At 73.4% G+C, this 21,402-nt stretch carries 16 protein-coding genes; 11 read left to right on the top strand and 5 right to left on the bottom strand.

What is annotated here, in order from left to right; all coding sequences use genetic code 11:
* Nucleotides 1-43 precede the first annotated feature (43 nt).
* The 8 genes from phoB to KB893_RS16220 all read left to right on the top strand — a co-directional run bounded on the left by phoB (nucleotide 44) and on the right by KB893_RS16220 (nucleotide 13,392).
* Nucleotides 44-733, top strand: a complete 690-nt coding sequence (gene phoB / locus KB893_RS16255; protein WP_211927568.1) for a phosphate regulon transcriptional regulator PhoB — start codon at nucleotides 44-46, stop codon at nucleotides 731-733.
* Nucleotides 730-2,046 (top strand): phosphate regulon sensor histidine kinase PhoR, encoded by a 1,317-nt coding sequence (gene phoR, locus KB893_RS16250; RefSeq protein WP_211927567.1) that lies wholly within the window; start codon nucleotides 730-732, stop codon nucleotides 2,044-2,046. The genes phoB and phoR overlap by 4 nt, the downstream gene beginning before the upstream one ends.
* A 64-nt stretch (nucleotides 2,047-2,110) precedes the next feature.
* Complete coding sequence (gene ppk1, locus KB893_RS16245) at nucleotides 2,111-4,189, top strand: polyphosphate kinase 1 (RefSeq protein WP_211927572.1); 2,079 nt, start codon at nucleotides 2,111-2,113, stop codon at nucleotides 4,187-4,189.
* Nucleotides 4,186-5,718: a Ppx/GppA phosphatase family protein gene (locus KB893_RS16240; RefSeq protein WP_213173892.1), complete on the top strand. Its 1,533-nt coding sequence runs from the start codon at nucleotides 4,186-4,188 to the stop codon at nucleotides 5,716-5,718. Before ppk1 ends, KB893_RS16240 begins: the two co-directional genes overlap by 4 nt.
* A 55-nt stretch (nucleotides 5,719-5,773) precedes the next feature.
* The gene (locus KB893_RS16235; protein ID WP_211926189.1) at nucleotides 5,774-10,039 is read left to right on the top strand and encodes a DEAD/DEAH box helicase; all 4,266 of its coding nucleotides are present in this window, start codon (nucleotides 5,774-5,776) and stop codon (nucleotides 10,037-10,039) included.
* Between the two features lie 114 nt (nucleotides 10,040-10,153).
* The gene (locus KB893_RS16230; protein WP_211926188.1) at nucleotides 10,154-11,578 is read left to right on the top strand and encodes an MFS transporter; all 1,425 of its coding nucleotides are present in this window, start codon (nucleotides 10,154-10,156) and stop codon (nucleotides 11,576-11,578) included.
* A 102-nt stretch (nucleotides 11,579-11,680) separates the two neighbouring features.
* Nucleotides 11,681-12,853, top strand: a complete 1,173-nt coding sequence (locus KB893_RS16225) for a glycosyltransferase family 4 protein (RefSeq protein WP_211926187.1) — start codon at nucleotides 11,681-11,683, stop codon at nucleotides 12,851-12,853.
* 26 nt (nucleotides 12,854-12,879) lie between these two features.
* The gene (locus tag KB893_RS16220) at nucleotides 12,880-13,392 is read left to right on the top strand and encodes a phosphatase PAP2 family protein (protein ID WP_211926191.1); all 513 of its coding nucleotides are present in this window, start codon (nucleotides 12,880-12,882) and stop codon (nucleotides 13,390-13,392) included.
* Here KB893_RS16220 and KB893_RS16215 read toward each other — a convergent pair.
* Both KB893_RS16215 and KB893_RS16210 read right to left on the bottom strand, forming a co-directional pair.
* Nucleotides 13,389-14,342, bottom strand: a complete 954-nt coding sequence (locus KB893_RS16215) for a carbon-nitrogen hydrolase family protein (RefSeq protein WP_211926186.1) — start codon at nucleotides 14,340-14,342, stop codon at nucleotides 13,389-13,391. The two genes, KB893_RS16220 and KB893_RS16215, sit on opposite strands and share 4 nt — an antisense overlap.
* Nucleotides 14,339-14,947: a GNAT family N-acetyltransferase gene (locus KB893_RS16210; protein ID WP_211926185.1), complete on the bottom strand. Its 609-nt coding sequence runs from the start codon at nucleotides 14,945-14,947 to the stop codon at nucleotides 14,339-14,341. Before KB893_RS16210 ends, KB893_RS16215 begins: the two co-directional genes overlap by 4 nt.
* A 183-nt stretch (nucleotides 14,948-15,130) precedes the next feature.
* Here KB893_RS16210 and KB893_RS16205 point away from each other — a divergent pair, with 183 nt between their 5' ends.
* The gene (locus KB893_RS16205) at nucleotides 15,131-16,621 is read left to right on the top strand and encodes an alanine/glycine:cation symporter family protein (protein WP_211926184.1); all 1,491 of its coding nucleotides are present in this window, start codon (nucleotides 15,131-15,133) and stop codon (nucleotides 16,619-16,621) included.
* 4 nt (nucleotides 16,622-16,625) lie between these two features.
* Here KB893_RS16205 and KB893_RS16200 read toward each other — a convergent pair whose 3' ends face one another.
* Nucleotides 16,626-17,603 carry a helix-turn-helix transcriptional regulator gene (locus KB893_RS16200; protein WP_211926183.1) on the bottom strand — a complete coding sequence of 326 codons (978 nt, stop codon included), beginning with the start codon at nucleotides 17,601-17,603 and terminating at the stop codon, nucleotides 16,626-16,628.
* 176 nt (nucleotides 17,604-17,779) lie between these two features.
* On the bottom strand, nucleotides 17,780-18,238 hold the full coding sequence (gene soxR, locus KB893_RS16195; RefSeq protein WP_246505729.1) for a redox-sensitive transcriptional activator SoxR: 459 nt from the start codon (nucleotides 18,236-18,238) through the stop codon (nucleotides 17,780-17,782).
* A 62-nt stretch (nucleotides 18,239-18,300) separates the two neighbouring features.
* Here soxR and KB893_RS16190 point away from each other — a divergent pair, with 62 nt between their 5' ends.
* Nucleotides 18,301-19,308: an NADP-dependent oxidoreductase gene (locus tag KB893_RS16190; RefSeq protein ID WP_211926181.1), complete on the top strand. Its 1,008-nt coding sequence runs from the start codon at nucleotides 18,301-18,303 to the stop codon at nucleotides 19,306-19,308.
* 582 nt (nucleotides 19,309-19,890) lie between these two features.
* Here the strand turns inward: KB893_RS16190 and KB893_RS16185 are convergent.
* Nucleotides 19,891-20,391: a hypothetical protein gene (locus tag KB893_RS16185; protein WP_211926180.1), complete on the bottom strand. Its 501-nt coding sequence runs from the start codon at nucleotides 20,389-20,391 to the stop codon at nucleotides 19,891-19,893.
* A 152-nt stretch (nucleotides 20,392-20,543) separates the two neighbouring features.
* On the opposite strand from KB893_RS16185, the gene KB893_RS16180 reads away from it, so the two are divergent.
* Nucleotides 20,544-21,389: a 23S rRNA (adenine(2030)-N(6))-methyltransferase RlmJ gene (locus KB893_RS16180; protein ID WP_211926179.1), complete on the top strand. Its 846-nt coding sequence runs from the start codon at nucleotides 20,544-20,546 to the stop codon at nucleotides 21,387-21,389.
* The last annotated feature ends 13 nt before the right edge of the window (nucleotides 21,390-21,402 follow it).

Raw genomic sequence — 21,402 nt, 5'->3', positions numbered from 1 at the left:
AAACTGTTATCTACTCGCGGCGCCCTCGAAACGGACCGTGGCCGTGCAGAAACGCATCCTGATCGTCGACGACGAACCCGCCATCCGCGACATGGTCGCCTTCGCCCTGCGCAAGGGCGACTTCGAGCCGGTCCACGCCGGCGATGCGCGCGAGGCGCAGGCCGCGGTCACCGACCGCGTGCCGGACCTGATCCTGCTCGACTGGATGCTGCCGGGCATCGGCGGACTGGAACTCGCGCGTCGCTGGCGGCGCGAGGAGCTCACGCGCGACGTGCCGATCATCATGCTCACCGCCCGCGGCGAGGAGAACGACCGCGTCAGCGGGCTGGACGCCGGCGTCGACGACTACGTGGTCAAGCCCTTCTCCGCGCGCGAGCTGATCGCGCGCATCCGGGCGGTGATGCGCCGCACCCGCGAGGACGACGAATCCGGCAGCGTCGCCGCCGGGCGCCTGCGCATCGACGGCGCGGCGCACCGCGTCTACGCCGGCGACACGCCGGTGACCATCGGCCCGACCGAGTACCGCCTCCTGCACTTCTTCATGACCCATCCGGACCGCGTCTATTCGCGCTCGCAGCTCCTGGACCACGTCTGGGGCGGCAACGTCTACGTCGAGGAGCGCACCATCGACGTGCACATCCGGCGCCTGCGCAAGACTCTCGAGCCGCACGGCCTCGACGGCCTCATCCAGACCGTCCGCGGCGCCGGCTACCGCTTCTCCGAGCAGTCGTGAGGCACGCCCGTTACCGCCTCCGCGAGCTGCTGCGGCTGGCGGGCATCTACGCCGCGGCGCTGCTGGTCGGCGTGCTCGCCGGCGACATCTGGGTCGCGATCGCGCTGGCCTCGACCGGCCTGGTCGGCTGGCACTACGTGCGCCTGAGCCGGGTGCTCGAGGACGTGGCCTCGCGCCGCCGCCTGGTCGCCACCCGCCGCGCCGGCGCCTGGGACGCGCTCGAACGCATGTTCGCGCGCCGCCAGAGCGAGCTGCGCACGCGCCGCCGGCGCCTGGTCGACCTACTGCGCACCTACCAGCGCGCCGCCGCCGCCCTGCCCGACGCCATCGTGATCCTCGACCGCGCGGACGACCGCATCGTGTGGTTCAACCGTGCCGCCGGACGGATGCTCGGCCTGCGCATCCCGCAGGACGTCGACGCCCGCCTCAACGAGGCGGTCGCCAGCCCGCACCTGGCGAACTGGCTGGCCGCGCCGGAACGCGAGGACCTGCTGGAACTGCCCTCCCCGCTCGACCCGGACCAGACCCTCAGCCTGCACCCGATCGTCTACAACGACGAACAGTGGCTGCTGGTCGCGCGCGACGTCAGCCGCCTGATGCACCTGCAGAAGGTGCGCCGCGATTTCGTGGCCAACGTCTCCCACGAACTGCGCACGCCGCTCACCGTGGTGCACGGCTATCTCGACATGATCGAGCCCGAGGACCATCCAGAACTCGCCGGCATCGTCGACGAGATGCGACGCCAGTCGCACCGCATGACGCACCTGGTCGAGGACCTGCTCACGCTCTCGCGCCTGGAGGCGCAGGACGCCCTCGCCGAGGAGGAGACGGTGGCGATGCGCCCGCTGCTCGACACCCTGCGCCGCGAGGCACTGGCGCTGTCGCAGGGCCGCCACCGCATCCTGGTGTCCGACCTGTGCAACTGCGACCTGCGCGGCTCGACCAAGGAGCTGCACAGCGCCTTCTCCAACCTGATCTCCAACGCGGTCCGCTACACGCCCACCGGCGGCGAGATCGAGGTGCGCTACGAGGCCGAGACCGACGGCGGCGTCCGCTTCGCCGTGCGCGACAGCGGCCACGGCATTCCCAGTCAGCACCTCGCGCGACTCACCGAGCGCTTCTACCGGGTCTCCACCAGCCGCTCGCGCGACTCCGGCGGCACCGGGCTCGGCCTGTCCATCGTCAAGCACGTGCTGGCCCTGCACCAGAGCCACCTCGAGGTGTCGAGCCGGATGGGCATCGGCTCGGTCTTCAGCTGCCGCTTCGAGGCCGAGCGCATCGTGCCGCGCAGCGAGGAGGCGGTGAATGCGTGACCACGAGGCAGGGCACGACGCGGAATCCGCACCGGTGCCGGCCGATCCGTCATCATGCGTGGCCATGGACGCCACCGACGCCGACATCGACCTCCGCGACCCGTCGCTGTACCTCAACCGCGAGCTGTCGCAGCTGGAATTCAACGTCCGCGTGCTCGCCCAGGCGCAGGACGAGCGCCTGCCGCTGCTCGAGCGCCTGCGCTACCTGTGCATCACCTGCACCAATCTCGACGAGTTCTTCGAGATCCGCGCGGCCACCGTACGCACCGCCACCCAGTACGGCAGCGCACAGGCGCCGCCGGACGGGCTGTCGCCGTCCGTCGCCCTGAAGCTGATCCACGAGAAGGCCACCGACCTGGTCGGGCGCATGTACGCCACCTGGAACCAGGCGCTGCGCCCGGCGCTCAACGATGCCGGCATCCGCATCCTGCCGCGCGAGGCCTGGAACGCGAAGCAGAAGCGCTGGCTGCGCCGCTACTTCGACGACGAGATCATGCCGGTGCTCTCGCCGCTGGGGCTCGACAACGCGCACCCGTTCCCACGGATCCTCAACAAGTCGCTGAACGTGGTGGTGGTGCTGAGCGGCAAGGACGCCTTCGGCCGCGCCGGGCGCATGGCGATCGTGCGCGCGCCGCGCTCGCTGCCGCGGATCATCCAGATCCCCGAGGAGATCTCCGGCGGGCCGCACGACTTCGTGCTGCTCTCGGCGGTGCTCACCGCCTTCGTCGACACCCTGTTCCCGGGCATGCAGGTCAAGGGCGCCTACCAGTTCCGGGTGACCCGCAACTCCGAGCTCATCGTCGACGAGGAGGAGGTCGAGAATCTCGCCAGCGCGCTCAAGACCGAGCTGGTGGGGCGCGGCTTCCGCCGCGCGGTGCGGCTGGAGGTGGCCGACACCACGCCCAAGCCGATCCTCGACATCCTGCTGGAGAACTTCCAGCTGCCGGACAGCGCGGTCTACCGGATCAACGGCCCGGTCAACCTCAACCGCGTGATCCAGGTCTACGACCTGGTCGACCGGCCGGAGCTCAAGTTTCCGCCCTTCGTGCCGCGGCCGCGCTTCAGCGACGAGGAGTCGCCGTTCGAGCGCATCCGCGAACGCGACATGCTCCTGCACCACCCCTACGACTCCTTCAGCGACGTGCTGGAGCTGCTCGAGCACGCGGCGACCGACCCGGACGTGCTGGCGATCAAGCAGACGCTCTACCGCACCGGCAAGGAGCCGGCGCTGCAGGAGGCGCTGATCGAGGCGGCGCGCAACGGCAAGGACGTCACCGTGCTGGTGGAACTGCGCGCGCGCTTCGACGAGGAGGCCAACATCCGCGTCGCCGACCGCCTGCAGGAGGCCGGCGTGCAGGTGGTCTACGGCGTGGTGGGCTACAAGACCCACGCCAAGATGCTCCTGATCGTGCGCCGCGAGGGCAAGGCGCTGCGCCGCTACGTGCACCTGGGCACAGGCAACTACAACTCGGGCACGGCCAAGGTCTACACCGACCTGGGCCTGCTCACCGCCGATCCGGACATCGGCCACGACGTCCACCTGCTGTTCCAGCAGCTGTCGGGCCTGGCGCCGGCGTTCAAGCTCAAGCGCCTGCTGCATGCGCCGTTCACCCTGCACCGCGGCCTGATCGCCAAGATCGAGCGCGAGACCGCCAACGCGGAGGCGGGCCGGCCGGCGTGGATCGTGGCGCGCATGAACGCGCTCAACGAGGTCGCGGTGATGCAGGCGCTGTACGCCGCCTCGCGCGCGGGCGTGCGCATCGACCTCATCGTGCGCGGCGCCTGCTGCCTGCGGCCCGGCGTGCCCGGCGTGTCCGAGAACATCCGCGTGCGCTCGGTCATCGGCCGCTTCCTCGAGCATTCGCGCGTCTACGCGTTCTGCAACAACGGCAAGCGCGAGATCTATTGCGCCAGCGCGGACTGGATGGAGCGCAACCTGCTGCGACGCGTGGAGACCTGCTTCCCCATCCTCGATGCCAAGCTCGCCCAGCGTGTCCACGACGAGGCGCTGGCCAGCTACCTCGCCGACACCGCCGAGGCCTGGCAGCTCGAGGCCGACGGCAGCTACAGCCGCGTGCAGCCGGAAGCGGGCGCCGAGCCGGTCTCGGCGCAGGGGACGTTGCTGGCTAAGCTGTGCGGATGAGATCGCGTCCGGCCCGCTCCGTCCGCCCCGCCCACGCCGCCGAGGACGAGCTGCTCGCCGCCGTCGACATCGGCTCCAACAGCTTCCACATGGTGGTCGCCCGCCCGATCCTCGGCCAACTGCGCGTGGTCGACCGCCTGCGCGAGACGGTGCGCCTGGCCGAAGGCCTCGACGGCAAGGGCGGCCTCTCCGCGGAGGCCCGCGGCCGCGCCTTCGACTGCCTGGAACGCTTCGGCCAGCGCCTGCGCCCGGTGCCGCGCGCGCGGGTGCGCGCGATCGCCACCAACACCGTGCGCGCGCTGCGCTCGCCGCAGGCCTTCCTGGTCCCGGCCGAGACCGCGCTCGGGCACGGCATCGAGGTGGTGTCCGGGCGCGAGGAGGCGCGCCTGATCTACCTCGGCGTCGCCCAGGCGAACCCGCCGGGCGCGCGGCGGCGGCTGGTGGTCGACATCGGCGGCGGCTCCACCGAGTTCATCATCGGCGAAGGGTTCACGCCGCTGGAGCGCGAGTCGCTGCAGGTCGGCTGCATCGCCACCACACGCCGCTTCTTCGGCGACGGCAAGCTCTCCAGCCGGCGCTGGAACGAGGCGCTGACCGCGATCGGCGCCGAATTCCAGCAGTTCGCAGTGCCCTACCGTGCGCGCGGTTGGGAGGAAGCCTTCGGCTCCTCCGGCACCGCCAAGGCGATCGGCGCGCTGGCCGCAGCGGCCGGCCAGGGCGACAGCGACATCACCGCCGAGGCGCTGCGCGGGCTGCGCGCCCAGCTGCTCAGGGCCGACCGCATCTCGCGGATCGAGATGCCCGGGCTCGAGGAGGACCGCCGCCCCATCATCGCCGGTGGCCTGCTGGTGATGGAGGCGGCGTTCGCCGCGCTGGGCATCGAGCGCATGCAGGTCAGCAGCACCGCCATGCGCGAGGGCATCCTCCACGACCTCCTCGGCCGCGTCACCGACGACGACCCGCGCGAGAGCGCGATCGCCGGCTTCGGCGAGCGCTACGGCGTGGACACGGCGCAGGGCGCGCGCGTCGAGGCCACCGCCCTGCGCCTGTTCGACCAGGTCGCGCAGGCCTGGTCGCTGTCGGCGGAGGACCGCCTGATGCTCGGCTGGGCCGCGCGCCTGCACGAGATCGGCCTGGCGGTGGCGCACAGCCAGTACCACGTGCACGGGGCCTACCTGCTCGAGCACTCCGACATCGCCGGCTTCTCGCGCCAGGAACAGCAGGTTCTGGCCGCGCTCGTGCACTGCCAGCGCCGCAAGCCGGCGGTCGCGGTGCTGCAGGCCCTGCCCGGCCGCATGCAGACCGGCGCGCGCCATCTCGTGCCGCTGCTGCGCCTGGCCGTGCTCCTGCACCGCGGCCGCGACGACGGCGCCCTGCCCGACCCGGTGCTCGAGGCCGCCGGCGCTCGCATGACCCTGCGCCTGCCCCTGCGCTGGCTGGAGAACCACCCGCTGACCCGCGCCGACCTCGACACCGAGTGCGGCCTGGCCGGCCGGCTCGGGTTCGAGCTGCACCTGAGCCCGGACTGATCCGCTTGCCGCCGGCGGGTTTGCGTCCGCGCCGGCACGGCCTCATGTTCGGCGGATGCCGCTCGAGACCTTCCATCCCGCCGTCGCCGGCTGGTTCGCCGCCGCGTTCGGCGTACCCACGCCGGCGCAGGCCGGGGCATGGCCGGCGATCGCCGGGGGCCGCGACGCGCTGATCGTCGCCCCGACCGGTTCCGGCAAGACCCTGGCCGCCTTCCTCGCCGCGATCGACGCGCTGGTGCGCGAGGCCGATGCCGCAGGGGCGCTGCCCGACGAGACGCGGGTGGTCTACGTCTCGCCGCTCAAGGCGCTGTCCAACGACGTCAACCTGAACCTGGTCGCGCCGCTCGCGGGCATCCGCGCACGGCTGGCGCGCGATGTCGGGATCCGCACCGCGGTGCGCAGCGGCGACACCTCGGAGCGCGAGCGCGTCGCCATGCGCCGGCGCCCGCCACACATCCTGGTCACCACGCCGGAGTCGCTCTACATCCTGCTCGGCTCGGCGTCCGGCCGAAAGATGCTGGCGAGCACGCGCAGCGTGATCGTCGACGAGATCCATGCCGTGGCCGCGAGCAAGCGGGGCGCGCACCTGACGCTGAGCCTGGAGCGGCTCGACGCGCTCTGCGGCACGCCACCCAACCGCATCGGCCTGTCGGCGACGCAGAAGCCGATCGCCGAGGTCGCGCGCTTCCTCTGCGGGCCGGCCCGGGCACCCGACTGCGCCATCGTCGACGCCGGCCACGCGCGCCCGCGCGACCTGGCGCTGGAGGTCACGGCCACGCCGCTGGCGCCGGTGATGTCCGGCGACGCCTGGGCCGAGGTGCACGCGCGCCTCGGTACCCTGATCCAGTCACACCGCAGCACCCTGGTCTTCGTCAACACCCGGCGCATGGCCGAGCGTCTGGCGCGGCACCTGTCCGAGGCGCTCGGGCGCGAGGCGGTGACGGCCCACCACGGCAGCATGGCCCGCGAGCACCGGCTCGACGCCGAGCAGCGGCTCAAGCGCGGCGAGCTGAAGGCGCTGGTGGCGACCGCGTCGCTGGAACTCGGCATCGACATCGGCGACGTCGACCTGGTCTGCCAGATAGGCTCGCCGCGCGCGATCAATGCCTTCCTGCAGCGCGCGGGCCGCGCCGGCCACGCCGTCGGCGGCACACCCAAGGCACGCCTGTTCCCGACCTCGCGCGACGACCTCGTCGAGTGCACCGCGCTGCTGGACGCGGTCCGCCGCGGCGAACTCGACACTCTCGAGATCGAACCTGCGCCGCTGGACGTGCTGGCGCAGCAGATCGTGGCCGAGGTCGCCGACGGCGAACGCAGCGAGGACGCCGTGTACGCGCTGGCGACCCGCGCGTATCCGTTCGCCGGACTCGCCCGCGCCGACTTCGACGCCGTGGTGCGCATGCTCGCCGACGGCTTCACCACGCGTCGCGGCCCGCGCGCCGCCTACCTGCACCGCGACAGCGTCGGCCGCGTGCTGCGCCCGCGCCGCGGCGCCAGGACCATCGCGGTCACCTCAGGCGGCGCGATCCCCGACACCGCCGACTACGACGTGGTGCTGGAACCGGCCGCGCAGCGCATCGGCAGCGTCAACGAGGACTTCGCGGTCGAGTCGCTGGCGGGGGACGTGTTCCAGCTCGGCAACCAGTCCTACCGCATCCTGCGCGTGGAACGTGGCCGGGTGCGCGTGGAGGACGCGCAGGGGCAGCCGCCCAACATCCCGTTCTGGATCGGCGAGGCGCCGGGGCGCAGCGATGCGCTGTCGTCCGCCGTCTCGCGCCTGCGTACGGAGGTCGGCGCGCGACTGGAGGCCGGCGGTGCCGACGCCGCCCGCGCCTGGCTGACCGGCGAGGTCGGCATCGCCGCCGCGGCGGCGACCCAGCTGGTCGACTACCTCCAGCGCGCCTGCACGGCCCTGGGCGTGATGCCGACCCAGCACACGCTCGCCATGGAGCGCTTCTTCGACGCCTCCGGCGGCATGCAGCTCGTGATCCACTCGCCCTGGGGCAGCCGCATGAACCGCGCCTGGGGCCTGGCCCTGCGCAAGCGCTTCTGCCGCAACTTCAACTTCGAGCTGCAGGCGGCGGCGACCGAGGACGCCATCGTGCTGTCGCTGTCGACCAGCCACAGCTTCCCGCTGGACGAGGTCACCCGCTACCTGCATTCCGGCTCGGTCCGCGAGGTGCTGGTGCAGGCCATGCTCGACGCGCCGATGTTCGTCTCGCGCTGGCGCTGGAACGCGACCACCGCGCTCGCGCTGCCGCGCTACGCCGGCGGCGGCCGGGTCGCCCCGCAGCTGCAGCGGATGAAGTCGGAGGACCTGCTGGCGACGGTGTTCCCCGACCAGGTCGCCTGCCAGGAAAACATCGTCGGCGAGCGCGAGGTGCCCGCCCATCCGCTGGTGGCGCAGACCGTGCGCGACTGCCTGCACGAGGCCATGGACGTCGAGGCGCTGGAGGCGCTGCTGGCGCGGATCGAGACGGGCGCGGTCACCTTCGCCTGCCGCGATCTGTTCCAGCCCTCGCCGTTGGCGGCCGAGGTGCTGGGTGCGCGCCCCTATTCCTTCCTCGACGGCGCGCCGCTGGAGGAGCGCCGAACCCAGGCGGTGGGCGAGCGTACGTTCGGCGACGCGGAGAGCGTCGGCGACTTCGGCGCCCTCGACCCCGGCGCCATTGCCGCGGTGCGCGCGGAGGCGTGGCCGGAGGCACGCGATCCCGACGAGGTGCACGAGGCCCTGGCCGGCCTCGGCTGCCTGACCGCGGAGGAGGTCGCGCGCGAAGGTTGGCTGCCGCACCTCGACGCGCTCGCCCGCGGCGGGCGCGCCTGCCGCGTCCATGCCGATGCCGACGGCGACGCGGAGACCGCGCGCTGGTTCGCGGTCGAGCGCCTGCCGCTGGCGCGCGCCCTGTACCCCGGCGCGGCCGCGGCGGCGCCGCTCGCCGTACCCGACGAATACGCACGCGAGGCCTGGGACGCCGACGCGGCGCTGGTCGAACTGCTGCGCTCGCGCCTGACCGGGCTCGGGCCGGTGCGCGTCGAGCGGCTCGCCGCCGAGCTCGCGCTGCCGGCGCAGGCGGTCGAACTCGCCCTGCTCGCGTTGCAGACCGAGGGCTTCGTCCTGCGCGGCCGCTTCTCCCCCGGGCTCGGCGACGACGCCTGGGAATGGTGCGAGCGCCACCTGCTCGCGCGCATCCACCGCTACACGGTGGGCCGCCTGCGCCGCGAGATCGAACCGGTGCCGGTGCGCGACTTCATGCGTTTCCTGTTCGAGTGGCAGCGCGTGGCGCCGGGCAGTCGCGCCGGCGGGCCGGACGCCCTGGCCGCGGTGCTGGCGCAGCTGGAGGGCTTCGAGGCCCCGGCAGCGAGCTGGGAGGCGGAGATCCTGCCCGCACGCGTGGCCGGCTACGAGATCGGCTGGCTGGATGCGCTGTGCACCTCGGGCCGCGTCGCCTGGGCCCGGCTCGCCGCCGGCAGCGGCGGCAAGGGGCGCGCCTCGCTGAAGGCCGCACCGCTGTCGCTGGTGCCGCGCCGCACTCTCGGCACCTGGACCCGCATCGCCGATCGCCGCGGCGAGGCCGCGGCGCTGTCCTCGCGCGCGCAGCGCGTGGCCGACGATCTCGCCGCGCACGGCGCCTCCTTCCTCGACGACATCGGCGACCGCACCCGCCTGCTGCGGGTCGAGCTGGAGGATGCGATGGCCGAGCTCGCGGCGGCCGGCCGCATCACCGCCGACGGCTTCACCGGGCTGCGCAGCCTGTTGCTGCCGCCCTCGCGGCGCGGCGACGCGCGCGGCGGCTACCGCAGCCGGCGCGTGTTGTTCGGCCTGGCCGACGCCGGCCGCTGGGCGCCGATCGCCCGCCCGGCCCCGGACGCGGATGCGGCGCGGCCGCTCGACCGCGACCAGCTCGAGCACGTCGCCTGGACCCTGCTGCGCCGCTACGGCGTGGTGTGCTGGCGGCTGCTCGCCCGCGAGGCCGGCTGGCTGCCGCCCTGGCGCGAGCTGCTGCGCGTCTACCAGCGCCTGGAGGCGCGCGGCGAGATCCGCGGCGGGCGCTTCGTCGATGGGCTGGTCGGCGAGCAGTTCGCGCTGCCCGACGCGCTCGGCCTGCTGCGCAACCTGCGCCGCCGCGAGCGCGACGGGCAGGCGCTGACCGTGGCCGCGACCGACCCGCTGAACCTGGTCGGCACCCTGCTGGTCGGTGCGCGCGTACCGGCGGTGGCGGGCAACCGCGTCACCTACCGCGACGGCCTGCCGGTGTCGGCGCTGGTGGCCGGGCGCACGCTGGCGTTCGACGACGCCGGGGCCGGAAGCCTCGCACGCTGATCGCGGCGCCGCAGGCGTCGGCGCGTGCAGGCGGACGCTGCAGTGTCTTCATCCCGCCTTCGTCGCGCGCACGGTAAGGCTCGCGGACCCTTGCCGCCGCCCGAGCCGATGACGATGCAGGACACGCGGTACCGGACGGACCTCCCCTCGCGCCTCGACCGGCTGGCCTGGTCGCCGTTCCACACCATGCTGATCTTCGCCCTCGGCATCGGCTGGATCATCGACGGCCTCGAGGTGACCCTGATCGGCGCGCTCTCGGGGGTGCTCACGCTGCCGGAGGCGCTCGGCCTGAGCGCCTTCCAGGTCAGCCTGGCGGGGTCGGCCTATGTCGCCGGCGCGGTGCTCGGCGCGATCTACTTCGGCAGCCTGGCCGACCGCATGGGCCGCAAGAAGCTGTTCTTCCTCACCCTGGGCGTCTACGCCGGCGCCACCATCCTCTCCGGCCTGGTGTCGCACTACTGGCTGTTCCTGATCGCCCGTTTCCTCACCGGTGCCGGCATCGGCGGCGAGTACGCGGCGATCAATTCCGCGATCCAGGAATTCATGCCGGCGCGGCTGCGCGGGCGCATCGACCTCGGCGTCAACGGCAGCTACTGGATCGGCGCGGCGATCGGTGCATTGGGCGCAAGCGCCATCCTCGACAGCGGGCTGGTGCCGGTGGAGGTCGGCTGGCGGCTGGCCTTCGTGGTCGGCGGCGCGCTGGGCTTCGCGATCATGGCGCTGCGCCGCTTCGTGCCGGAGAGCCCGCGCTGGCTGATGGTCAACGGGCGCATGGACGAGGCGGAGGCCGTCGTGCGCCGGATCGAGGCGCAGGCCCAGGTGCGCCCCGGTGCGCCACCGGTGCGCGAGCTCCTGCTCGCGCGCCGGCCGCAGCCGGGCTTCTTCGCGCTGTTCGAGGTGTTCACCCGCCGCTATCCGCGGCGCACCGTGCTCGGGCTGGTGCTGATGGTGGCGCAGGCCTTCCTCTACAACGCGATCTTCTTCACCTACGGCCTGATCCTCGCCCGCTACTACGCGGTCGAGGAGGCGCGGATCGGGCTCTTCCTGCTGCCCTTCGCTGCCGGCAACGTCGCCGGGCCGCTGCTGCTCGGCCCGCTGTTCGACACCTGGGGCCGGCGCCGGATGATCACGCTGACCTACGCCGTCTCGGGGCTGCTGATCATCCTCACCGGCTGGCTGTTCCTGCGCGGCGCGTTCACCGCGACCACCCAGACCCTCGCCTGGAGCGTGGTGTTCTTCTTCGCCTCGGCGGCGGCGAGTTCGGCCTACCTCACCGTCAGCGAGAGCTTCCCCCTGGAGATCCGCGCACGCGCGATCGCGTGGTTCTACGCGGTCGGCACCGCGCTCGGAGGGATCACCGGCCCGCTGGTGTTCGGCCTGCTGATCGGCACCGGCGGGCGCGTCGAAATGTTCGGCGGCTACGTGCTCGGCGGGGCGCTGATGCTGATCGCGGCGATGGTGGCCTGGCGGCTCGCGGTCGACGCGGAGAACCGCATGCTCGAGGACGTGGCCGCGCCGCTGGCGGCGGACCCGGAGTGAGCGCCGGCACCGGCGGCGTTTCATGACACGGTCATGCCGGCGTCAAGTCGATGCCACCGCCGCGGCGCACGGTACGCATGCCCTTTCGGGGAGGAAGCAGGCATGCACGCGGCGATCGTCACCGAGACCTACCCGCCCGACGTCAATGGCGTCGCCCTCACCGTCCACGGGCTCGAGACCGGCCTGCGCGAACGCGGCCATCGCGTCTCGCTGGTACGCCCGCGCGACCCGCAGGCGCCGGCCGACGCCCACACCCTCTGCGTACGCGGCCTCGGCCTGCCGCGCTACCCGGGCCTGCGCTTCGGCCTGCCTGCGGGACGCCTGCTGCGGCGGGCCTGGCAGGACGCCCGGCCGGACGCGGTCTACGTCGCCACCGAAGGCCCGCTCGGGCTGTCGGCGGTGAGCGCCGCGCGCGCGCTCGGGATCCCGGTCGCGACCGGCTTCCACACCCGCTTCGACCACTACCTCGGCCGCTACGGATTCGGCCCCCTGGCGCCCGTGGCGCGGGCCTGGATGCGGCGCATGCACAACCGCGGCGACGCCACGCTGGTGCCGACGCGGGCCCTGGCCGCGGAACTCGGCGCCGCCGGCTTCCGCCACGTGGTGCGCCTGGCGCGCGCGGTGGACACCCGCCAGTTCGACCCCGGCCTGCGCGACGGCGCCCTCCGCGCGCGGTGGGGCGCCGGCGACGACGCTCCGGTGGTCATCCACGTCGGCCGCATCGCGCCGGAGAAGAACCTCGGCCTGGCGGTACGCGCCTTCCGCGCGATCCAGGCCGAACGCGCCGACGCCCGCTTCGTCTTCGTCGGCGACGGGCCGGAGCGCGAGGCGCTGGAGCGGGCGAATCCGGACCTCGTCTTCGCCGGCGTACGCCGCGGCCGGGAGCTCGCCCGCCACTTCGCGAGCGCCGACCTGTTCCTGTTCCCGAGCACCACCGAGACCTTCGGCAACGTCACCCTCGAGGCCATGGCCAGCGGCGTGGCGACCGTCGCCTTCGACGACGGCGCGGCGCGCGAGTACATCCGCAACGGCATCAGCGGCCGCGCCCTGCCGCTCGGCGACGAGGACGGCTTCGTCGCCGCGGCCGCAGCCCTGGCGCGCGATGCGGATCTCCGCCGGAACCTGGGCCGCGCTGCGCGCGCGGCGGTCGCGGAGCTGGATCCGCAGGCGGTCGCCGCGCGGTTCGAGGAGATCCTCGCCGCCCTCGCCACGGCACGCACCCTCGGCCTGCACCTGCTCGACAGGGACGTCCCGGCGCTGGAGATGCCGCGGTGAGCGGGCGCGGTCGCGGCCTCAGCGCGATGGAGCACGGCTGGTGCCTGCTGGCCAACCGCTGGGGCACGCGCGCCTCGGTGCGCCGCGCCTTCGCCACCGTCAGCCGCCTGGGCGACGGCGTGTTCTGGTACCTGCTGATGGCGGCGATCGTCCTCGCCGACGGCATCGAGGGCCTGCAGGCCTCGCTGCACATGGCCCTGACCGGCGCCACCGCGCTGATGCTCTACCGACACCTGAAGCGATGGACGCGGCGGCCGCGACCGTTCGCCGCCGACGTGCGCATCCGCGCATTGGTGGCGCCGCTGGACGAGTTCAGCTTCCCCTCCGGGCACACCCTGCATGCGGTGTCGTTCACCGTGGTGGCGCTGGCCTACTACCCGCTGCTCGCGCCGCTGCTGGTGCCGTTCGCGGTCGCCGTGGCGGCCTCGCGCGTGGTGCTCGGCCTGCATTACCCGAGCGACGTGCTCGCCGCCACCGCCATCGGCGGCGCGCTGGCGAGCGGCTCGCTCTGGATCGGCTCGGCGCTGGCGCTCGCCTAGCCGCCGTTGACCGACTGCGTGCCGACCGGCTGCGGGCCCGCCGCCGGCGCGTCACCCGCCGGCGGATCGCGGTCCGCATCGAGCCGGGCCGCCGCGAACGCCGGCCGCAGCTGCGCCGGCCAGTCGCGGTCGTTGGCGACCTGCGCATGCGCGCGCGAGGCCTCCAGCGCGTCGAAATCGAGCTCGGCGATGGCCCATACCTCGCCGCCGGCCGTCCGCGCGAGGAAGCCGTCCGCCGGCAGGTCGCGATCCATCGGCGCGTACAGCGCGGCCTCGCCGGTGTTGACGTCCAGCGCCGCGCTCCATTCCGCCACGCCCGCCGTCACCGACTGCGCCACGAAGCAGCGGCCCTCCAGCGCCCGCGCCATGCACCCGACGCGCACGCGCGTGGCCCCGGCCTCGGTGTCGGTGCAGCTCGGCGAGACGATGAGCCGGGCCCCCGCCTCCACCTGCGCGCGCACCGGCAGGGGGAATTCGATGTCGTAGCAGACAGCGATGCCGGCACGGTGTCCGTCGATCCCGAACACCTTGAGCGCATCGCCCGGCTCGATCACGCCCGCGTCCTTCTCGAAGGCGGTCAGCGCCAGCTTGTCCTGGAACCGATGGCTGCCGTCCGGCGCGAACCAGTCGCTGCGGTTGCGGTAGCGCCCGCCGCCGACGTCGAGCAGGAAGCTGCCGGCGACGACGTACAGGTCGAACTCGCGCGCCAGGCGCGAAAACAGCGCCAGCCACGGCGCGCGCAGCGCCTGGATCGCGGCCAGCGAGGCGTGCAGGTCGCCCTGCACCGCCGGCGGGAAGGTCGCGGCGAGTTCCAGCGCGAGGTATTCGGGCAGCACCGCGAGACGCGCACCGGCATCGCGCGCCTCGCGCAGCAGCGCCTCGATGCGTGCGGCGAAGGCGTCGAAATCGGCCGGCGCCTGGATCGCATATTTCGCCACGGCCACCTTCATCGCGCCTGCTCCAGCGGTCGGGTCCAGAACGTCAGGGTCTTCGGCGTCTCGGCAGTCTCGCCGTGCTCGGCCCAGGACAGCGTGGCCTGCATCCCGTCCTGACGCGTATAGCCGCGCTTGCGCCAGAACGCGTCGTTGTCGCGATGCCCGGCCGGCCGCCGCGGGTCGTCGGCGGCGCGGTCCACGGCACAGAAGGCCGTGGTGTCGAACCGGCCGAGCCGACGCGCGTAGCCTTCGCGCTCGTCGAAGAAGCGGTGGCCGAGGCCGCGCCCGCGCCATTCGCGCAACAGCACCGATTCGCCGAAATAGAACACGCGCGCCGGGTCGATCCCGCGCGCGGCGAACGGCGTGCGGAAGGCCTCCGTCTCGTCCGCCAGCGGGATGCCGGTGGAGGCGCCGACCACCCGATCCCCGTCCAGCGCCAGCACGAACAGGCTCTCGGGCGAGCGGGTGTAGGTCTCGAGGTAGCGCCGCTCGTAGCCGACGTCGCCGGCATAGAGATAGGGGAAGTCCGCGAAGACGGCGATGCGCAGTCGCGCCAGGTCGTCGAGCCACGGCCCGACCGCCTCGCCGGTGAGCGCGCGTACGTGCAGGGAGTCGTCCATCGGCCGGATTCTAGCGCCCCCGGCGCCTGCGACGCCGGTGGCACGGGCGCCACTGCGGAAGGTCATGGCGCGCCGCCTCGCGAGTTCGGGCAAGCTTAGGCCCGGGCAGCGCGGTCGCGAGCGACCCGCTTCGAATCACTCGCACATCGGTCCGCGCCACGCGCGGCCAGGGGGAAGCCGTTCGTGGATCAGGTCATCGCCGCCGTCAACAACGTCGTCTGGAGCACCGCGCTGGTGGTGCTGTGCCTGGGCGCGGGCCTCTACTTCTCGATCCGGACCCGCTTCGTGCAGCTGCGCGGCCTGGCGGAGATGGTCCGGCTGATCCTGCGCGGTGACCGCTCGGAGGCCGGCGTCTCGCCGTTCCAGGCCCTGGCGATCTCGCTGTCGGGGCGCGTGGGCGTCGGCAACATCGCCGGCGTGGCCACCGCCATCTTCTCCGGTGGCCCCGGCGCGGTGTTCTGGATGTGGGTCATGGCCTTCCTCGGCGCCTCCACCGCCTACGTGGAGTCGGCTCTGGCTCAGATCTACAAGGAAAAGGACGACCAGGGCCGCTACCGCGGCGGCCCGGCCTACTTCATCGACAAGGCGATGGGCCAGAAGTGGTACGCATGGATCTTCGCCATCGCCACGATCCTCGCCTGCGGCTTCCTGCTGCCGGGCGTGCAGGCCAGCGAGATCGCCGGCGGGATGACCCGCGCCTGGGGCGTGCCGCCCTGGACCACCGCCACCGCGCTGGTGGCGGCGCTGGCGGTCATCATCTTCGGCGGCGTCACCCGCATCGCCAGCTTCGCGCAGGTCGTGGTGCCGTTCATGGCCGCCGCCTACCTGTTGATCGCGCTGGTCATCCTCGCGCTCAACATCGACGCCGTGCCGGCGATGCTGGGCCTGATCGTCGAGAGCGCGTTCAACCCCGGCGCGGCCTTCGGCGGCGCGCTCGGCACCGCGATCCAGTGGGGCGTGCAGCGCGGGATCTACTCCAACGAGGCGGGCCAGGGCACCGGCCCCCACGCCGCCGCCGCCGCGGAGGTCTCGCACCCGGCCAAGCAGGGCTACGTGCAGGCCTTCTCGGTCTACGTCGACACCTTGCTGGTGTGCTCGGCCACGGCCTTCATGATCCTGTCGACCGGCATGTACAACATCCAGGTTCCGGGCGGCGGCGACACCGACCTCCTGGTGCAGGGGCTGGAGGGCGTGAAGGCGGGGGCGGGCTACGCCCAGGCCGCGGTCGAGAGCGTGGTCCCGGGAATCGGCGCGGGCTTCGTCGCCATCGCCCTGCTGTTCTTCGCCTTCACCACCATCATGGCCTACTACTACATGGCCGAGACCAATGTGGCCTACATCAACCGCCGGGTGCACCGCCCGTGGCTGGTGCTGGTGCTGCGCCTGGCGATCCTGGCCGCGGTGGTGGTCGGGATCATGCGCACCGGCGGGTCGGCCTGGACGCTGGGCGACATCGGCGTCGGCCTCATGGCCTGGCTCAACATCGCCGCCATCCTCATCCTGCAGCGCCCGGCGCTGCTGGCACTGAAGGACTACGAGACGCAGAAGAAGCAGGGGCTCGACCCCGTCTTCCACCCGGAAGCGCTGGGCATCCGCAACGCCGAGCTGTGGAGCGAGGGCCAGCAGCCGGTCGATGCGCCGCCGACGGAGACGCCCGAAGTCGGCAGCCACTGACGCATCAGGCCGGCACTGGCGCCTGCGCGGCGAGGGCCAGCCCGTCGCGCAGGCGCTCGACGACGAGGCGCAGCTCGTCCGCGAACGGCGGCTCGTCGATCATCCGGAAGCCCACGTTGGCCAGCAGCAGCTGTGCGGCGAGCGCGTCCAGCGTCTCCGCACCGAGCGCCAGCACGCAGCAGCCGTCGCCCGTGCCCGGCTCCACCACGCCGCACCAGCGCGGCACGCGCGCGGCGATTTCGGCGGCTTCGCCCTCGACCCGCACCCGCAGCTGGTAGCGGTACGGCGCCAGCGCGAAGGCGCGGTTGATGAATGTCGCCGGATCCATCGGCAGCCGCCGCGCCGCGAAACCCTGGTCCGCGATCGCCGCGGTCGCGATCCGATCCACCCGGAACGTGCGCCAGTCGTCGCGGTTCCGGTCCCAGGCGATCAGGTACCAGCGCCGGCCATGGCTCGCCAGGTGCATCGGCTCGACCCGCCGCCGGCTCGCGCGACCCTGATGATCGCGGTAGTCGAAATCCAGGCAGCGGCGGTCGCGACAGGCGGTGGCGATCCGCGTGAGCATGTCGACCCGGACCTGCGTGCCGCAGCTCGGCAGCGCCAGCATCACCGGATCGAGCGCGCCGGCGCGCGCCCTCAGGTGCTCCGGAAGCAGCTGCTCGAGCTTGGCGAGCAAGCCCACCGCCGCCGCCTCCATGCCCTCGATGCCCGAGGTCGCCGCCCGCAGCGCCATCGCCACGGTCACCGCCTCGTCGTCGTCGAGCAGCACCGGCGGCATCCGGTTGCCGGCGCCGAGCCGGTAGCCGCCGCCCACGCCGGAGGACGACTCCACCGGGTAGCCCAGCTCGCGCAGGCGGTCGACGTCGCGGCGCACGGTGCGTGCATCCACTTCGAGCCGCTCGCACAGTGCCGGCCCGGTCCAGTGCCGGCGCGACTGCAGCAGGGACAGCAGTCTGAGCAGGCGGGCGGAGGTCTGGCGCATGGCGCGCAGCCTGCCATGGATCGAGGACCGGAACCGTCCTCCACCCTCTCCAGACTGGGTGGACACCACTGCCCAGGGCCCGCCGATGCACTCGACCACTCCAGCGGATCCGCAGCGACGCCGCGGATATCACGCGGCCGCCATGCCGACGCGGGCCCGGCGTCCGGCCGCACGTACTAGCCGAGGTCGCCACCCGGGTTCCGCCAGTGCGCGCCCGGGCCCGCATCGGCGGCACGGTCGTGCGGATTGCGCAGCCGGCAGCGCGCCAGCGACAAGCAACCGCAGCCGATGCAGTCGTCGAGCGTGTCGCGCAGCTGCACGAGGGCGGCGATGCGCCCATCGAGCTCCGCCCGCCACTGCCGCGAAAGCCGGGTCCAGTCGGCGCGGCCCGGCGCGCGCGAGTCGGGCAGCGTCGCCAGGCGCTCGCGAATCGCCTCCAGCGGAATGCCCACGCGCTGCGCGATGCGGATCACCGCGATCCGGCGCAGCACGTCGCGCGCGTAACGGCGCTGGTTGCCGACGCTGCGGCGGCTCTCGATCAGGCCGCGGCGTTCGTAGAAGTGCAGCGTCGACACGCTGACGCCGCTGCGGGCGGCGACATCGCCGACGCTCAATGGGAACGCCACTGCCGGCATCTCTTGACCTCAACCAATGTTGAGGTCCTATGGTCCGCATCCATCCGATCCGAGGTCAAGCGATGGACATCCGACGCAGCGAGCGCCTCGCGCTCCTTCCCCGCTCCGCCTCGCGCAGCATGCGCGCGGTGGTCTACGACGATTGCGGTGCGCCCGACGTGCTGCGCGTGGCGGGCGTGCCGCTGCCGGAACCCGCTGCCGGGCAGGTGCGGGTGCGCGTACGCGCGGCGGGCGTGCAGCACATGGACCTGGCCCAGCGCGGCGGCTGGTTCGGCGGCGGGCGCGACGACGCGCTGCCGTTCCCGCGCCGCATCGGCAGCGAGTTCGCCGGGCGCATCGACATGGCCGGTCCGGGCGTCTACGGGCTCGCGGTGGGCGACGACGTGCTCGGCTGGTGCGAGCGCGGCGCCTATGCCGATGCGGTGTGCGTGCCGGCGTCGCAGTGCGTCGCGCGCCCGCCCCTGCTCGACTGGGCTGCGGCCGCGGCACTGCCCGATGCCGGCCAGAGCGCGCACGTCGCGCTCGCCTGCCTGCGCCTGCAACGGGGCGAGACGCTGCTGATCCACGGCGCGGCCGGCGGCGTCGGCAGCATGGCCGTACAGCTCGCACGGCTGGCCGGCGTACGCGTCGTCGGCACGGCGCGCGAGGCCAACCACGCCTACCTGCACGCCCTCGGCGCGGAGCCGGTGGCCTATGGTCCGGGCCTGGCCAGCCGCGTGCGCGCGCTGGCGCCGCACGGCGTCGATGCCGCGCTCGATGCCGCAGGCAGCGAGGCCGCGCTGCGCGCCTCGCTGGCGCTGGTCGCGGAACCCGCCCGCATCGGCAGCCTGGTGCGCAAGGCGGACGCGGAGGCGGCCGGCGCGCAGGCGATCCGCGTGCGCCGCAGCCGCACCGCGCTGCTCGAACTCGTCGACCTCTGCGCCCGCGGCCTGCTGCACGTCCATCTGCGCGCGGTCTTCCCGATGGTGCAGGCGGCGGCCGCGCACCGCCTGCTCGCGCGCGGTCACGGCTGCGGCCGGGTGGCGCTGTGGATGGCGCCGGAGGCGCGCAGCGCGGCGCGGGCACCGTGAGTGCCGGGACCGTCGCCACCGGCGGAGCCGCGCGCCTGCCCGATGCCGAGCGCCGCGTGCCGACCTCGGGGATGGTCGCCCCGATCGGACTCGGGTCTTCGAGGCGCTGGCGGCGACCACGGCGTTACCGACGGCGGTCGCGTCGCGGGATGCGGTCGAGGCCCATGGTCCGGCCTTCGGATCGACCCTGGCCGCCGCCGTCGTCGACATCGGCGGGCCATGGATCGACCGCAGCGGTCTGCTGCCGCTCACCCGCTGCGGCATCGCCCTGCTGCTCACCAGCCTCGTCTGCGCCGGTTTCGTCGACCGCCTCGCCCTGCTCGTGCTCGGCCGCCGCGATCGCGGGCTACCGGCTCGGCCTTGCCATGACCCTGCCGGTCGCGCCGTGCTCGCGCCGTGGGCGGCGACGGCATGACGCCGCTCGCCCTGCTGCCCCTCCTCGCCGGGCGCGCCCGCTGCCTGGTGCCGCCCGTGCACCGTTTCCGGAGATGCGGACGCGGCCGCCCGCGCCACGTCGACCCGTGACGTCAGCCGCAGCCCGCGACCTGCGACGCCGGCGGCCGATCCGGCGCCGCCGGCGGACTAGAGGCAGTCGCCGAGGCCGTCGTAGATCGTGACGGCCCCACGCGGCAGCGGCGCATACAGCGGATCGTCCGCCAGCGCGGCGAGCAGCTCGTCCATCGTGGTCCCCGCCGCCAGCGGCAGTCGGCAGCGCCAGCTCCGCGCGTCGACCAGGATGCGGCCGCGCGCCGGGTGCACCTCCTCGTTGCTGGCGGCGAACACCCACACGCATTCGCCGAGCACGCCGCTGCCGGCGTCGACCGAGCAGCGGAAGCGCAGGGACTCGATGTTGCTGTACTCGCCTTCGCAGAAGGTGTCGCCGCAGATGTCGTCGAAGCCGTCGCGCAGGCCGAAGACGATGTCGTACCAGGCGTTGACGTCGTCGTCGGTCTGCAGCCAGGCAGAGGCGTCGACGTAGTCGCCGGTGGCGGGCAGCGGGGCGATGGCGTGGGCGCCGGACGTGGCGGCGCCGGCGGCGCCGGCGGCGAGGGTCGCCGCGACGAGGATGGAACGGACGTTCATGCGTGCTCTCCTTGCACTGGTGGGATGCGCCGGCGACGAGGATGCCGGCACCCCATCCTCGGCATGCCCGCACGCTCTGCGCCGCCGGCCGGCGCCCGCCGGCGGGTAGGAAATCGCCGCGCCGCACGGCGCGCAGCCCGTACACTGCCGCGATGAACTACCGCCACGCCTTCCATGCCGGCAACCATGCCGACGTGCTCAAGCACGTCGTGCTGCTGGCCATCCTCGATGCGCTGGTGCGCAAGGACACGCCCTGCTTCGTCCTCGATACCCACGCCGGGCGCGGGCACTACCCGCTCGACCGCGGCGAGGCGCTGCGTACCGACGAGGCGGCCGGCGGCATCGGCCGGCTGTTCCCGATCACCCGCGGCCTGCCGCCGGCGGTGGCGCGCTACCGCGCACTGATCCAGAAGGCCAACCCCGACGGTCGCCTGCACCACTACCCCGGCTCGCCGCTGCTCGCCGCGCAGGTGCTGCGCGGCCAGGACCGCCTGGCCTGCTGCGAGCTGCAGGTGGAGGAGGCCGAGGCGTTGCGCAGCCTGTTCGCCGGCGACCGCCGCGTCGGCGTGCACGCGCGCGACGGCTACGGCGCGATCAAAGCGCTCACCCCGCCGCAGGAGAAGCGCGGCGTGGTGCTGATCGACCCGCCCTACGAGAACCAGCTCGCCGAGTTCGACGCGGTGCGCAAGGCGCTGGCCGAAGGCCTGGCCCGCTGGCCGCAGGGCTGCTTCGCGCTGTGGTATCCGATCAAGGACGCACGCGTGCTGAAGCCGGTGTTCCGGCGCATGGCGACGCTGCCGGCGAAGTCGATCCTGCGTGCGGAGCTGGTGGTCCACGGCGGCGACTCGCCGCTGCGCATGAACGGCAGCGGCATGCTGGTGTTCAACGTGCCGTGGCAGCTGGACATGGCGCTCGCCCCGGCGCTGCCGTGGCTGGCACGCGAGCTGGGCGAGGCCGGTGCGCATTCGCGCGTCGACTGGCTGAAGCAACCCGAGTGACGGACCCGCGCCG

It is taken from the genome of Coralloluteibacterium stylophorae (assembly GCF_018122625.2).
Classification (GTDB): Bacteria; Pseudomonadota; Gammaproteobacteria; order Xanthomonadales; family Xanthomonadaceae; genus Coralloluteibacterium; species Coralloluteibacterium stylophorae.
The sequence above is the reverse complement of the archived record's forward strand: the minus strand, read 5'-3'. Positions and strand labels throughout refer to the sequence as shown.